The following is a 12,839-nucleotide window of genomic DNA, read 5'->3' as shown; positions in this document are numbered from 1 at the left end:
CAAGAAAAGGAGCCGACAATGGCTAGCAACGAAGAAATCCTGGCCGGCCTGGCTGAAATCGTCAACGAAGAGACCGGCCTGGCCACCGAAGCAGTGGAGCTGGACAAGTCCTTCACCGAGGACCTGGACATCGACTCCATCTCCATGATGACCATCGTGGTCAACGCCGAAGAGAAGTTCGGCGTTCGCATCCCCGACGAAGAGGTCAAGAACCTCAAGACCGTCGGTGACGCCGTGAACTTCATCGCAAACGCACAGGCCTAAGCCTCGCACCACCTGTGCCGGGTCAGGGTGCTCCATCCTGGCCCGGCACAGCCGCACTACCGCCCAAGATTTTTTGCCGCCCCTGCCTTGAACCGCAGTCCGGACGGCACATCCGACAGAGAGTGATCGCATGGCACGCAAAGTAGTCATAACCGGTCTGGGGGCCACCACTCCCATCGGCGGCGACGTTCCCACAATGTGGCAGAACGCGCTGAAAGGGGTCTCCGGTGCCCACACGCTCAATGACGAGTGGGTTGCCCGCTATGACCTCCCCGTCCACTTTGCTGCCCGGTGCTCGACGCCCGCGCTGGAAGTTCTGAGCCGTGTCGAAGCCAAGCGCATGGATCCGTCCACCCAGTTCGGTGTCATCGCAGCGCGCGAAGCATGGGCGGATGCCGGAATCGAGGACATCGACCACGACCGCTTGGCCGTTGCCTTCGCAACCGGCATTGGTGGCGTCTGGACCCTCCTGGACGCTTGGGACACCCTCCGGGACAAAGGCCCGCGCCGGGTTCTGCCCATGACGGTGCCCATGCTTATGCCGAACGGCGTGGCGGCTGCGGTCAGCCTCGACCTCGGCGCCCGCGCAGGTGCACACACCCCGGTTTCCGCCTGTGCCTCGGGCACCGAAGCCCTCCACCTGGGTCTGGACCTCATCCGGTCAGGCAAGGCTGACGTGGTCATGTGCGGTGGTGCTGAGGCCGCGATCCATCCCATGCCGCTGGCAGCCTTCTCCTCGATGCAGGCCCTTTCCCGCCGCAACGACGAACCCGAGCGTGCATCCCGCCCCTACGATGTGGACCGTGACGGCTTTGTGATGGGCGAGGGCGCCGGCGCGCTGGTCCTTGAAGCCGAGGAACACGCAATCGCCCGCGGTGCCCGTATCTACGCTGAATTGGCAGGCACCTCGGTCACCGCGGACGCCTACCACATCACTGCACCAGACCCCGAAGGCCTCGGTGCCACGCGGGCGCTGAAGTCAGCCATGTTCGATGGCCGCATCCAGGCCGAAGACGTTGTGCACGTGAACGCGCACGCAACCTCCACTCCGGTGGGAGACAAGCCTGAGTACACCGCGTTGCGTGCCGCCTTGGGTGCCCACGTGGATAACGTTGCCGTGTCCGCCACGAAATCGCAGATGGGACACTTGCTCGGAGCCTCCGGTGCCGTGGAAGCCGTCCTCACGGTTATGGCTGTGTATGAGCGCAAGGCGCCGGTGACGATCAACCTCGAGAACCAAGATCCCGAGATCCCGCTCGACGTCGTAACCTCCGCGCGTGACCTCCCGGCCGGAGACATCGTGGCCCTGAGTAACTCCTTCGGCTTTGGTGGACACAACGCCGTCATTGCCGTCCGGAACGCATAGACAGATCATCAAGTGAACGAAGGGCCCCACCATAGGGTGGGGCCCTTCGTTTGCTATGGGGCTTAGCGGGGCTTTTGCGGATTCGAGTCAGCCGACTTGGTGGAGCCAACGCACGGGAGCACCTTCTGCGGCGTGCCTGAACGGTTCGAGTTCTTCGTCCCAGGCTTCGCCAAGGGCCAACGAAAGCTCGTGGTAAACAGCCGAGGGGTCTCCTGCACCGGACTCGTAGGCGTAGCGGATCCGGTCTTCGGTCACCATCACGTTTCCGTGCACATCAGTGACGGCATGGAAAATTCCCAGCTCCGGGGTGTGGGACCAACGAGCACCGTCAACCCCTTGGCTGGGTTCCTCGGTGACTTCGTAACGCAGATGCGCCCAGCCCCTCAGGGCAGACGCCAACTGAGCCCCTGTTCCCGGGGTGCCGGTCCAGGACAACTCGGCACGGAACATTCCGGGCGCAGCAGGCTGCGGGGTCCACTCAAGATCGGTTCGCTTATCCACGACCGATCCTATGGCCCACTCAACGTGCGGGCACAGCGCCGCGGGCGCTGAGTGCACGAACAGGACACCGCGGGTTGTTGCAACAGACATTCCATCCTCCATAGCTGTAGGTACGTCTTCCCCAACGACCTCTGCCCGGATGTTTGCCGCTGCCCTGAGCGATGAAATTTCCTGGACCCTTGCGGGCTATTCATTTATGGCGGACTACCCACTTTACAAAAAAGTGTATTGCCCTGTTCTGCACAAGATGAAACCTCAGCGTTGAATTGAAGGTTCCCCGTGGTGCTTTCATTTTGCCGTACACCTCCAATTTCCGCCAGTGCCGGATATGCGGCGTCGTCTAGGCCCTCGGATGCGCCTGCCGGTAGCTCTTCCGGAGCCTGTCCACAGACACGTGCGTGTAAACCTGCGTGGTGGCCAAGCTGCTGTGTCCAAGGATTTCCTGTACGGCGCGCAGGTCCGCCCCACCATCAAGTAAGTGCGTGGCTGCGGTGTGCCTGAGGGCGTGGGGACCCGTCGCGGAAGTATCGCCCAGTCCGTGCAGCAGTTTTTCCACCACGGCCCGGACCTGGCGTGGATCGACGCGGCGGCCCTTCGCACCCAGGAACAGTGCCGGCCCGCTGTTCCCGCCTGCCAAGGCAGGCCTGCCCCTGCGCAGCCAATCGTCCACAGCGAGCGCAGCAGGGACCCCGAAAGGTACGGTACGTTCCTTGTTGCCCTTGCCCAGCACGCGTAGCGTCCGCCTGTCCGGATCGAGGTCGTCAATATCCAAGCCAGCCAACTCCCCCACCCGGACGCCGGTGGCATAAAGCAACTCCACCATGGCGCGGTTACGGAGAGCCAGGGGGGTACCGTCTGCAGCCTCGGCGCCCAGCCCATCCACCAGCCGTGTGACCTGTTGCTGCTGCAGGACCCCTGGAAGGGACTTCCCGCGTTTGGGCGCCTGTAGCCGGAGTGCGGGGTCACTGTGGATCAGTTCTTCCCTCAGTGCCCACTTGGTGAATGACCGGGCAGTGGCCGCACGGCGCGCCAGTGTAGATCGCGCCATTCCGTTCTCACTCTGAGCGCCGAGCCAGCGCCTGAGGATGCCCAGGTCCAACTGTTCCAAGCGCGTTGCGCCTTCCTGGACTGCGTATCCCAGAACGCTCTCAAGATCGGACATATATGCCCTGACCGTGTGATCCGACCTTGCCCGCTCGGCAGCAAGGTAGCGTTTGAATTCATCGGCCGCGCTTTGAAACTCCGCTGGCAGGGGTTGGTGGTCCACTCCTCAACTTTGGCAGCATTACCGCCACCAATGCTGCATGGACATACCGCTTTGGGGCTATCAGCCGTTTTTCTTCCTCTTCCAGGATCCACCCTCGGAGGCGGCCAGGCCCAGCAGCCCGAGTCGGCCGAGACCCGCCCTCACGGCGTCCGGACTTAAGCCGGCCACCACTGCAAGCTTTTCCACTGAACTTCCCGATCGAATCGGCAGCGCATCCAGGAGGATGAGGTCTTCCAGCGACAATCCGTCGTGCGGGCCATCGTGTACTTCTTTGTCCTGCGGTAACGCCTCCCCGCTCCGTCCGGACAACTCGGCGATTTCACCTACGTCCGTTACGCAAACGGCACCTCCGTCACGGAGAAGTCGATGGCAACCGGCCGAGTTGGCGCTGTGAACGGAACCCGGCACCGCGGCTACCACCCTGCCCAGGGATTCAGCATGATGGGCGGTGTTGAGTGCTCCCGAACGCCACCTCGCCTCGACAACCACGGTGACCGACGCCAAAGCCGCTATCAGCCGGTTCCTCTGCAGGAATCGATACCTTGTGGGGGCCGAACCAGGCGGGACCTCTGCTATCACTGCTCCTTGCGTAGCAACGCTCCGCAAGAGGTCTTCGTTTCCTGCGGGGTAAAAGCGGTCTACTCCCCCGGCCATGACGGCAATGGTCGGCATCGACGCTGCTGCCCCGTTCAGGGCCCCGCGATGGGCATGCGCATCGATGCCGTACGCTCCGCCGGAGACTATGGTGTATCCCCGCTGGGACAGTCCGTAAGCAAGGTCTCCCGTAACGGCGGACCCGTAACCGGTGCTGTCGCGCGATCCCACCAAGGCGATCGTCTCCCGTGCCGGCGGAATCGCCTGTTCCTGGCCTCGCCACCACAGGCACAGCGGCTCCTTAAGGCCGAGGTCGGCCAACTGCTCCGGCCATAGATCGTCGCCCGGAACAATCAAGCGGCCGCCAAACCGCCGCATCGTCTCCACATCGCGTTCCGGCGCAAGATCGCGGACCCGCGGGGCCCAGCGTCGCTGGCTGGCAACCAGGCCGGGCCACGATGCCAGGCTGCCATCCTGCGAAAGCAAGGCGGTGACTTCGCGTTCCACCGCAGGACCAGCCGACAATTCTCCCGTGGCAATACCGAGCGCGTCGAGCGGTCCGACCGCCTGGACAAGCGCAAGTCCGACCGAGTCCTGTGGTTCCATCAACCTGGCCAGCGCGGCCCGGGCCAACCGTTCCCTCTCCCGCATCCCCAACTCTCCCAAGCCTCTTCCTTCCGATCTGTTGTTCATGACGTCGCGGTCGCCTGGCGCAGCCCCAGGGCTCGCCCGATGTGGTCGGCATTGGGAGCGGCGGAGTGTTCCAAGTCAGCCAGCGTCCAAGCGAGGCGCAGCACGCGATCGTAACCCCTGGCTGTCAGCAGCCCGCGCTCGAGTGCGGTATCCAGGACCTGCGTGGAACCAGGGGGTAAACGGAGCTTGCCGCGCAATACCCGGCCAGGAACCTGGGAATTCGTTTCAAACCCAAAGCTCCCCAGGCGATCCAACTGCCGGTGGCGGGCAGCAGAAACACGCTTCGCAACCGAAGCCGTGTCTTCTTCGGCGCCGCTTTGTCCAAATTCGGCCAGGGAGACCCGCTCCACCTGCAGTTGGATGTCCACCCTGTCCAGCAGGGGCCCTGAGATCCGTCCGAAATAGCGCCGACGCATGGTGGGCGTGCAAGTGCAGTCCTTGGCTTTGCCCGACGCTTTACCACAGGGACAAGGGTTGGCTGCCAACACCAATTGAAAGCGCGCAGGGTATGCCGCAGTCCCGGCCGAACGGTGGATCACCAGTTCTCCGCTTTCCAACGGCTGGCGCAGGGCATCCAGCACCCGGCGCTCATACTCCGGAGCCTCGTCCAGGAAGAGTACTCCCCTGTGCGCCCGCGACGCCGCTCCGGGCCGGGGAAGGCCCGAACCCCCGCCGATGATGGCCGCAGAAGTCGCGTTGTGGTGCGGGCTCTCGAACGGCGGCCGCCGTATCAACCGCACGGCTGAGGTCCGGATGGCCGCCAGTGAGTGGATGGCCGTCACTTCCATTGCCGCAGTATCCTGCAGGTCCGGCAGGAGACCAGGAAGCCGCTCGGCCAGCATGGTCTTTCCTGCACCGGGCGGACCCGTCAGGAGCATGTGGTGTCCGCCTGCGGCAGCAACCTCCAAAGCACGACGTCCCTCGGACTGACCGGACACGTCGCAAAGGTCGGGGACAGGACGTGCTGAAGAGTCGTCGTCGTGAACTTCATCGGCCGGAGGGTCGTAATCAAGGGCGAGGTCCTTGGGATCGGCACCGAAATCGTAGGCAAGCCGGGCAAGGGTCTTGTAGCCCCGGACTTTGGCTCCTGGTACCAGCATTGCCTCGGCCACGTTCGCCTCTGCCACCACAATGTCCGGATATCCGGCCTGGACTGCGGCCATGACCGCAGGGAGGATGCCCCTGACCGGTCGCAGCCGTCCGTCCAGGCCGAGCTCTGCCATGAACACCGTTTCGCTGATGGAGCGGATGTCACCCGCTGCCCGGAGCACGGCCATGGTGATGGCGAGGTCGAATCCGGAGCCGCGCTTGGGCAAGGACGCGGGAATCAGGTTGGCCGTAATTTTCCGCCGGCTCAGCGGAATGCCGGAATTCAAAGCTGCGGAACGGATCCGTTCCTTGGCCTCATTCAGGGAAGCATCGGGCAAGCCCAGAATGACGAATGCGGGGAGGGTCTGGCCGATGTCCGCCTCGACCTCGACGACGAATCCGTTAAGCCCCACCAAGGCAACACAATAGCTCCTGCCAACGCCCATCAGGACACACCGCGCAGATGTTCCAGCTGCGGTGCTGCCGCGCCGTCATGGATAACGCCCACAACGTCCACGCGCCTGCTCCGGGGATTCACATGGTGCTCACGGCACCACGAAGCCGAGAGCCGATGAAGGCGTGCCAGTTTTTCCGGCCCCACGGCCTCGAACGGGTGACCGAACGCAAGGGTTCGGCGCGTTTTTACTTCGGCCACAACAAGCGTTTGCCCATCCATGGCAACGATGTCGATTTCGCCTTCGCTGCACCGCCAGTTGCGGTCGACCACCTGCATTCCCTGACCTTCAAGGAAAGCGGCGGCCAGTCCTTCGCCTTCCCTGCCAAGTACGTCTTTTGCTCGCACGAGCACCACCTCCACGACCCAGCATTCCGGGCGTGTAGTCGTGCAGGGAGGCAGTTACGGCGCTATGTGGGTAACCGGGCAGTCGAGGGAGATTGTGGAGGAAAGGCCGAACGCAGGCAGGCTAGTTGCCCAGGTCCCCAAGGTCGCCGTCTTTCGGCAGCGCCAGGTCCTCGTTCCGGGGGAGCTCTTCGACGTTGACGTCCTTGAAGGTGATCACGCGGACATTTTTCACGAACCTCGCGGAGCGATAAACGTCCCACACCCACGCGTCCTGGAGCGTGAGGTCGAAGTAGACCTCACCATCGGCGCTGCGTGCCTGCAGATCGACATGGTTTGCCAGGTAGAAACGCCGTTCCGTTTCGACAACGTAGCTGAACAGGCCAACTACGTCCCGGTACTCGCGGTAGAGCTGAAGCTCCATGTCGGTTTCGTAATTCTCAAGGTCCTCGGCGCTCATAGTTCCATCTTGCACCATCGGCCGGACCCGGAGCGCCACCTAGGCTGCGGCGTAGCCCTCAATCGTCGCCCGGGCCTGTCAGGTGCCAGCTGGTCCGGTGATAGGCACTCGGTCCTTGCAGCCGGATCACGTCACGGTGCGATGGAGTGGCATAACCCTTGTTGACATTCCACCCGTACGCGGGTGCCTCGGAGTGAAGGTCCACCATGATCCGGTCCCGCGCAACCTTGGCCAGGACACTTGCTGCGGCGACGCTCAAGCAACTCATGTCCGCCTTGACCCGGGTGTGTACAGGTGCATCGCAGCCCAGTCCCCCAGGAGCCGGATCGAAGAGGGAGGCCTGGACCTCCGGCGACAACCAGTTGTGGCTGCCATCGAGGAGCACGACGTCGGGGGTTACGCCGCCGGCAAGGATCTCGAACCAGGCCCGCGTTCCGGCAAGACGCAGGGCGGCGATAATGCCGATCCGGTCAATCTCCTCGGATGAGGCATGTCCCACTGCGCTGGCCAGGGCCCATTCGCGGACCAGGGGCTCAAGCCTGTCCCGGTCCTCGGGCTTGAGGAGTTTGCTGTCCCGCACCCCCTCAAGCAGTTCATGGTCTTCAAGGTTCACCACGGCAATGCCGACACTGACGGGCCCCGCAAGTGCACCGCGCCCAACCTCGTCCACCCCTGCCAGGAGCCGGGCTCCCGAGGACAGGAAAGATCGTTCGAAGTCGAGGGTGGGAAACTGGAGCACTGCTTTGGGTTTCGCCTTTGACGTTGGCTTGCCTGCTGCCTTGGTCTTCGATCGGAGTGCGGCCGGTGCCATTGTTACTTCCCTGGTTTGCCTGCGGGTACGTTCTTGAAGACGTCCGGATAGTTGTCCAGGACTGTCCATCGATTGATGGGCCAGGCTATGACGGTCGCCTTGCCTTCCACGTCCTCGATGTTGACGAAGCCGCCGTTGGTTCCCTGGTGGAGGCGGGAATCTGCCGAGTGGTTGCGGTTATCGCCCATCACCCACACCTTCCCTTCGGGGACTGTGACATCGAACTGTTCGGGATTGGGAACCTCGGCCGGGTTGATGTACGTCTCGTCCAGGGGTACTCCGTTGATGCTAACCCGACCTCCCGCATCGCAGCAGGTCACGTGATCGCCGGGAAGGCCGATGACGCGCTTGACCAGGTGCTGCTCCCCTTCGTCCGCCATCAGGCCTACGAACTCCAGGGTGTTGCCTACCCAGTCCATCGGCCCGGCCGGTTTCTTCTCCACGGGAGCCAGCCATCCTTGGGTGTCCTTGAAAACCACGACGTCCCCGTGCTGCAGGTCGAACGGCCCCGGAACCAGGAGGTTGATGAAGATACGGTCGTGGACGTCCAGCGTGCTTTCCATGGACTCCGACGGAATCCAGAAAGCACGGAACAGGAAAGTCTTCAGGAGGAAGGACAGGACGAGGGCGATCGCCACTACCGTGACGATTTCCTTGAGCCAGACCAATGCCACGTTCTGGCGGGGTTGGTCTTCCGCCACCGGCCCGGCATCCACAGTTCGCTCCGGCTGCTCCGGTTCGTTGGCTCCGGCAGTGCCGGGGGTTCCATCCAAGAGCCGCGCGTCGTCGTGCCTCTCGGGATTTTCTGGAACTCTATCCGGCATTTATTGTCCGTTCTTCGTCGTGTCCGCCTGCGTGGAGCGAGGCATCTCTGCAAATCTATCAAGTGGCCAGATGATCTGGACGGGTCTGCCGATAACGCGTTCTACGGGGACCATGCCACCCCCGGGAGCTCCGAGCAGTCCGCGTGAGTCCGCCGAGCGGGACCGGTGGTCCCCCATGAGCCAGAGCCGACCGTCGGGCACCACCACGTCAAACTTCTGCTTGCTGGGTTGGTCCCCGGGATAAAGATAGGATTCCTCAAAAACCTGACCGTTGACTGTGAGGTGCCCGGACGCGTCACAGCATTGCACGTGGTCGCCTGCAACGCCGATGACACGTTTGACATACGTGGTTTCGCTTCCGACCAGGCCGAACCATTGTCCGGCCGCATTCACTGCGTCCACGAGCGGTCCCTTGCCGCTGCTGAGCGGCGCGAACGAGCCCCGGCCATCGAATACCACGATATCGCCGCGGCGGATTGGTTCTGAACTGAAGGCCGTGCGGGAAACCAGGATCCGGTCTCCGGTCCCGAGCAGGGGTTCCATCGATTCCGACGGGATGTAATACACGTCGATCCACAGCGAACGGACCAGCCCACTGATGGCCACGGCGAGCACCAGGGCCAGCAACGCAAAACGCCAGCCCTGTTTCCGGGGCTGGCGTTCTGTTGTGTCCATGACTCGTAATCCCTGTTGCGTTGCGGATTGCTCCGGAACCCCGGGCACGAATCCTGGACCCGTTGCGTAAGTTGGTGGACTTACTTGGCGAAGTCGCGCTTTTCCTTGATCTTCGCAGCCTTACCGCGCAGTGCACGCATGTAGTAAAGCTTGGCGCGGCGGACGTCACCCTTGGTGACGACCTCGATCTTGTCGATGATCGGGGAGTGCACCGGGAAGGTACGCTCTACGCCCACACCGAAGGAAACCTTGCGCACGGTGAAGGTTTCGCGAACGCCGTCACCCTGGCGGCCAAGGACGAAGCCCTGGAATACCTGGACACGGGAGTTCTTGCCTTCGATGATGTTGACGTGAACCTTGAGGGTGTCGCCCGCGCGGAACTCCGGAACATCGTTACGCAGCGAGGCTGCATCTACGCTATCGAGGATATGCATTAATCCACTCCTGGTGAACGCCACAGGTCATTCACTTTGGGTCACGGCGGACAAGCCCCGGGCGCTCATGGCCCGCGGAAATCTCCGCCGAAGATCATTAGTGGCCGGCTCAGCCACTGATTGGCTTTACCGGTTGTCCGACTGTTGGCTCAACTCCCCCTGTGGCAGGCGTCAGCCCAGCAGACACAAGGGTTAATTCTGCCATATGTGTAAGCATCCGGCCAATCACGCCGGTCCCCGCGGAGGTGTCGACGCCGGAGGCCGCCTTAGCCTTGCGGGCCACCCTCGGGGCGCTTGCGCAGGCGCCCACCGACGACGTCGTAGCCAAGTTCCGCAAGGGCGTTACGGTCGGCACGGCTCAACTGGCCGGCGTCGAACGTGTCCATGAGGTCCGGTCGGCGCTCAACGGTGCGGCGAAACTGCTCATGCCGGCGCCACTGGGCAATTTTGCCGTGGTTTCCGCTCAACAGGACGGCCGGGACTTCATGCTCCCGCCAGGACGAGGGCTTGGTGTAGACCGGGTATTCAAGGAGCCCGTCCGAGTGCGATTCCTCAATGAGTGATTCGGGATTGCCCACGACACCAGGCAGCAGGCGCCCGATCGCTTCGACCATGGCAAGCACCGCTACTTCGCCGCCGTTGAGTACGTAGTCACCCAAACTCACCGGACGGACCGTGAAGTGCTCGCGGGCCCAGTCGATGACGCGCTCGTCAATGCCTTCGTACCGGCCGCAGGCGAACACCAACTGCTGCTCTTCCGCCAGTTCATAGGCCAGCGCCTGGGTGAACCGCTCCCCCGCCGGGGATGGAACGATGAGTACCGGCTTGGAGGCACCGCCTTGGGAAACAGCCTCGAGGGCCTGGGCCCAGGGCTCCGGCTTCATCACCATGCCGGCGCCACCGCCGTAAGGCGTGTCGTCAACGGTGCGGTGCTTGTCCGTGGTGAAGGATCGGAGGTCGTGGACGTTCAGCTGAAGGATGCCGTCCTGCCGGGCCTTGCCGATAAGCGACAGTTCGAGCGGAGCAAGGTACTCCGGAAAGATACTGACGACGTCGATCCTCATGCAGGAGTCTCCCCGCTGGATTCCCCGGCGTCTTCGTCGTTGAGCTCGAAGAGGCCCGCCGGCGGAGTGATCAGGATGTAGCCTGCCTCGACGTTGACCTCGGGGACGATTTCATCGACGAAGGGAACGAGGATCTCCTTGCCGGCTTCGGTTTCAATGACCAACAGGTCCTGGGCGGGCATGGTGTTGAGAGCGGCAACCTTGCCAACTACTTGGGCACCCACTCGCGCCTCAAGGCCGACGAGTTCGTGCTCGTACCAGCCTTCCTCGCCGTCGTCGTCGAGTTCTTCCGTCTCGATGAAGAGCTTCGCGCCACGGATGAGTTCCGCTGCGTTGCGGTCCGCGACTTCCTCGAAGCCCAGCAGGAGGATGTCTTTGTTCCACCGTGCGCTCCGGACGGTCAGCGGCCCCGAAGAAGCGGGCTCCACCACGAACTCGGTTCCGGCAACAAAGCGCTCGGCAGGTGCATCAGTAAGCACCTGGACCGTGACCTCGCCGCGGATGCCATGGGGTTTGCCGATCCTTGCCACCTGGAGCTGCATGGGTTCCTCTGAATTCTGGTTTGTCCGCGGTCCAGCCACGGCGTGTGCATGTTCAATAAAGCAATCCGGCCCCTCCACCATATTCGGTGAAGGGGCCGGATTTAAGGCAAATGATGCCGGGCGCGCTACCGGCGACGGTCAGTATCGACGACGTCGACCCTGACCTGATCGCCACCGGCCAAAGCTGCTACCACCGTGCGCAAAGCGCGGGCGGTGCGTCCCTGGCGGCCGATGACCCGACCGAGGTCGTCCTGGTGAACGCGAACCTCGAGGGATTCCCCGCGGCGGTTGTTCTTGGCACTGACCTTGACATCCTCAGGGCTGTCAACGATCCCACGGACCAGGTGCTCGAGCGCTTCTGCCAGCAACTTACTCAGCCTCGGTGGTCTCTGCTTCAGCCTCGGCCGGAGCTTCGTCCTTCTTGGCCTTCTTGGTGATGGCTTCCGGAATGATGACGGAACCCTTCTCCGGAGCCACGAAAGCTTCCTTCGGAGCCTTGGTCTTCAGGGTGCCTTCCTGGCCAGGCAGGCCCTTGAACTTCTGCCAGTCACCGGTGATCTTGAGGATCGCAGCAACCTGCTCGGTGGGCTGGGCGCCAACGGAAAGCCAGTACTGGGCACGCTCGGAAGCGACCTCGATGTACGACGGCTCTTCGGTGGGGTGGTACTTGCCGATTTCTTCAATGGCACGGCCATCGCGCTTGGCGCGGGCATCCATGACGACGATGCGGTAGTACGGTGCGCGCATCTTACCGAAGCGCTTAAGGCGAATCTTTACGGCCACTTTTGTGGTCACTCCTGTTTCTGAAACGGGGTTGAACCCTGTGTTCTGCACCCGTGGGGCGGGCCATACTTGGGGGTTCGAAGGACAAGATACGAGCACGGAGAGAGGGGCCGCACCGATCGAGTACCTGTCCATTGTGCCAGATGGGCTGCGCAATTACGACTTGGGCACGTACACGGCATGTGGCATTGCCCACACTCGCGGCATCAAGCCGGAGTCAGGACACCGACCAGACATACAGGCCGGTACGCTCGGCGTTCTCGACGTCCGCGGCCAGCGCCGCGAGTTGCTGGACATAGCCTTTCGATTCCGCAGCGCCAAAGGGCATGTCGTCCTGCTCCGCCCAAGCGGCGGCAACGTCATCAAGCACGTTGCCCTCGCCCTCGCTTTCGTAGCTCAGCAGGTCCGCCAGTGCCCGGACCATCGCCTCGGGAACCCCCAGCAGGGCATCACTGGTTACATCGACCAACGCGAGTTCGTAATCCGCCCCGGCAGCATGGACGGCCTGCCCGGCGAGGTCGCCAAGCTGCTCGACCTCGAAGTCGGTGATGCCCTCGATCCGGACAGCAGAACCTGCCACCTCGGCGCCGCGCTCCAACGCTCCCGCCCGCTTAAGTGCTTCGTCGTGGGTGGCTACAAAAATTTCGGCAAAGCCCATGGAAAGTCATCCCGT

Annotated in this window: 17 protein-coding genes; 2 read left to right on the top strand and 15 right to left on the bottom strand. The window is 63.0% G+C overall.

The window, feature by feature from the left end:
- Positions 1 to 18 precede the first annotated feature (18 nt).
- Both ACIPY2_RS02985 and ACIPY2_RS02980 read left to right on the top strand, forming a co-directional pair.
- A complete protein-coding gene (locus ACIPY2_RS02985) occupies positions 19 to 264 on the top strand; it encodes an acyl carrier protein (protein ID WP_347107703.1) in 246 nt (81 codons plus the stop codon).
- Positions 265 to 394: 130 nt separating this feature from the next.
- Positions 395 to 1,630, top strand: a complete 1,236-nt coding sequence (locus ACIPY2_RS02980; protein ID WP_400264877.1) for a beta-ketoacyl-[acyl-carrier-protein] synthase family protein — start codon at positions 395 to 397, stop codon at positions 1,628 to 1,630.
- Between the two features lie 87 nt (positions 1,631 to 1,717).
- Here ACIPY2_RS02980 and ACIPY2_RS02975 read toward each other — a convergent pair whose 3' ends face one another.
- From ACIPY2_RS02975 to ACIPY2_RS02905, 15 genes are all read right to left on the bottom strand, one after another.
- Entirely contained in the window at positions 1,718 to 2,221 is a 504-nt protein-coding gene (locus ACIPY2_RS02975) for a DUF3145 domain-containing protein (RefSeq protein WP_400264876.1), read from the bottom strand.
- Positions 2,222 to 2,471: 250 nt separating this feature from the next.
- The gene (locus ACIPY2_RS02970) at positions 2,472 to 3,398 is read right to left on the bottom strand and encodes a tyrosine recombinase XerC (protein WP_400264875.1); all 927 of its coding nucleotides are present in this window, start codon (positions 3,396 to 3,398) and stop codon (positions 2,472 to 2,474) included.
- Positions 3,399 to 3,458: 60 nt separating this feature from the next.
- Positions 3,459 to 4,643 (bottom strand): DNA-processing protein DprA, encoded by a 1,185-nt coding sequence (gene dprA / locus ACIPY2_RS02965; protein ID WP_400265102.1) that lies wholly within the window; start codon positions 4,641 to 4,643, stop codon positions 3,459 to 3,461.
- A 38-nt stretch (positions 4,644 to 4,681) separates the two neighbouring features.
- Complete coding sequence (locus ACIPY2_RS02960; protein ID WP_400264874.1) at positions 4,682 to 6,220, bottom strand: YifB family Mg chelatase-like AAA ATPase; 1,539 nt, start codon at positions 6,218 to 6,220, stop codon at positions 4,682 to 4,684.
- A complete protein-coding gene (locus ACIPY2_RS02955; protein ID WP_400264873.1) occupies positions 6,220 to 6,585 on the bottom strand; it encodes a YraN family protein in 366 nt (121 codons plus the stop codon). The genes ACIPY2_RS02960 and ACIPY2_RS02955 overlap by 1 nt, the downstream gene beginning before the upstream one ends.
- Before the next feature lie 112 nt (positions 6,586 to 6,697).
- Entirely contained in the window at positions 6,698 to 7,033 is a 336-nt protein-coding gene (locus tag ACIPY2_RS02950) for a DUF2469 domain-containing protein (protein WP_021470793.1), read from the bottom strand.
- A gap of 58 nt (positions 7,034 to 7,091) precedes the next feature.
- The gene (locus tag ACIPY2_RS02945; protein WP_400264872.1) at positions 7,092 to 7,844 is read right to left on the bottom strand and encodes a ribonuclease HII; all 753 of its coding nucleotides are present in this window, start codon (positions 7,842 to 7,844) and stop codon (positions 7,092 to 7,094) included.
- Positions 7,845 to 7,846: 2 nt separating this feature from the next.
- Positions 7,847 to 8,668, bottom strand: a complete 822-nt coding sequence (lepB, locus tag ACIPY2_RS02940) for a signal peptidase I (protein WP_400264871.1) — start codon at positions 8,666 to 8,668, stop codon at positions 7,847 to 7,849.
- Positions 8,669 to 9,343 carry a signal peptidase I gene (gene lepB, locus ACIPY2_RS02935; protein ID WP_400264870.1) on the bottom strand — a complete coding sequence of 225 codons (675 nt, stop codon included), beginning with the start codon at positions 9,341 to 9,343 and terminating at the stop codon, positions 8,669 to 8,671.
- 80 nt (positions 9,344 to 9,423) lie between these two features.
- The gene (gene rplS, locus ACIPY2_RS02930) at positions 9,424 to 9,777 is read right to left on the bottom strand and encodes a 50S ribosomal protein L19 (protein WP_014922079.1); all 354 of its coding nucleotides are present in this window, start codon (positions 9,775 to 9,777) and stop codon (positions 9,424 to 9,426) included.
- 266 nt (positions 9,778 to 10,043) lie between these two features.
- Positions 10,044 to 10,841, bottom strand: a complete 798-nt coding sequence (gene trmD, locus ACIPY2_RS02925; protein WP_400264869.1) for a tRNA (guanosine(37)-N1)-methyltransferase TrmD — start codon at positions 10,839 to 10,841, stop codon at positions 10,044 to 10,046.
- Positions 10,838 to 11,383, bottom strand: a complete 546-nt coding sequence (gene rimM / locus ACIPY2_RS02920; RefSeq protein ID WP_400264868.1) for a ribosome maturation factor RimM — start codon at positions 11,381 to 11,383, stop codon at positions 10,838 to 10,840. The genes trmD and rimM overlap by 4 nt, the downstream gene beginning before the upstream one ends.
- Before the next feature lie 125 nt (positions 11,384 to 11,508).
- Entirely contained in the window at positions 11,509 to 11,751 is a 243-nt protein-coding gene (locus ACIPY2_RS02915) for an RNA-binding protein (RefSeq protein WP_347107714.1), read from the bottom strand.
- 1 nt (position 11,752) lies between these two features.
- Entirely contained in the window at positions 11,753 to 12,166 is a 414-nt protein-coding gene (gene rpsP, locus ACIPY2_RS02910) for a 30S ribosomal protein S16 (protein ID WP_400264867.1), read from the bottom strand.
- Positions 12,167 to 12,383: 217 nt separating this feature from the next.
- On the bottom strand, positions 12,384 to 12,824 hold the full coding sequence (locus ACIPY2_RS02905; protein ID WP_400264866.1) for a hypothetical protein: 441 nt from the start codon (positions 12,822 to 12,824) through the stop codon (positions 12,384 to 12,386).
- Between the last annotated feature and the right edge of the window lie 15 nt (positions 12,825 to 12,839).

It is taken from the genome of Paenarthrobacter sp. NPDC089675 (genome assembly GCF_044749185.1).
In the GTDB taxonomy this organism is placed as follows: Bacteria; Actinomycetota; Actinomycetes; order Actinomycetales; family Micrococcaceae; genus Arthrobacter.
The sequence above is the reverse complement of the archived record's forward strand: the minus strand, read 5'-3'. Positions and strand labels throughout refer to the sequence as shown.

What these genes read in the sequence shown, in the direction of transcription:
- ACIPY2_RS02980 (WP_400264877.1), top strand. Translation starts at nt 395, where the DNA reads ATGGCACGCAAAGTAGTCATAACCGGTCTGGGGGCCACCACTCCCATC.
- ACIPY2_RS02960 (WP_400264874.1), bottom strand. Translation starts at nt 6,220, where the DNA reads ATGGGCGTTGGCAGGAGCTATTGTGTTGCCTTGGTGGGGCTTAACGGA.
- ACIPY2_RS02975 (WP_400264876.1), bottom strand. Translation starts at nt 2,221, where the DNA reads ATGTCTGTTGCAACAACCCGCGGTGTCCTGTTCGTGCACTCAGCGCCC.
- rplS (WP_014922079.1), bottom strand. Translation starts at nt 9,777, where the DNA reads ATGCATATCCTCGATAGCGTAGATGCAGCCTCGCTGCGTAACGATGTT.
- ACIPY2_RS02950 (WP_021470793.1), bottom strand. Translation starts at nt 7,033, where the DNA reads ATGAGCGCCGAGGACCTTGAGAATTACGAAACCGACATGGAGCTTCAG.
- dprA (WP_400265102.1), bottom strand. Translation starts at nt 4,643, where the DNA reads ATGCGGGAGAGGGAACGGTTGGCCCGGGCCGCGCTGGCCAGGTTGATG.
- trmD (WP_400264869.1), bottom strand. Translation starts at nt 10,841, where the DNA reads ATGAGGATCGACGTCGTCAGTATCTTTCCGGAGTACCTTGCTCCGCTC.
- ACIPY2_RS02905 (WP_400264866.1), bottom strand. Translation starts at nt 12,824, where the DNA reads ATGGGCTTTGCCGAAATTTTTGTAGCCACCCACGACGAAGCACTTAAG.
- ACIPY2_RS02985 (WP_347107703.1), top strand. Translation starts at nt 19, where the DNA reads ATGGCTAGCAACGAAGAAATCCTGGCCGGCCTGGCTGAAATCGTCAAC.
- lepB (WP_400264870.1), bottom strand. Translation starts at nt 9,343, where the DNA reads ATGGACACAACAGAACGCCAGCCCCGGAAACAGGGCTGGCGTTTTGCG.
- ACIPY2_RS02945 (WP_400264872.1), bottom strand. Translation starts at nt 7,844, where the DNA reads ATGGCACCGGCCGCACTCCGATCGAAGACCAAGGCAGCAGGCAAGCCA.
- lepB (WP_400264871.1), bottom strand. Translation starts at nt 8,668, where the DNA reads ATGCCGGATAGAGTTCCAGAAAATCCCGAGAGGCACGACGACGCGCGG.
- rimM (WP_400264868.1), bottom strand. Translation starts at nt 11,383, where the DNA reads ATGCAGCTCCAGGTGGCAAGGATCGGCAAACCCCATGGCATCCGCGGC.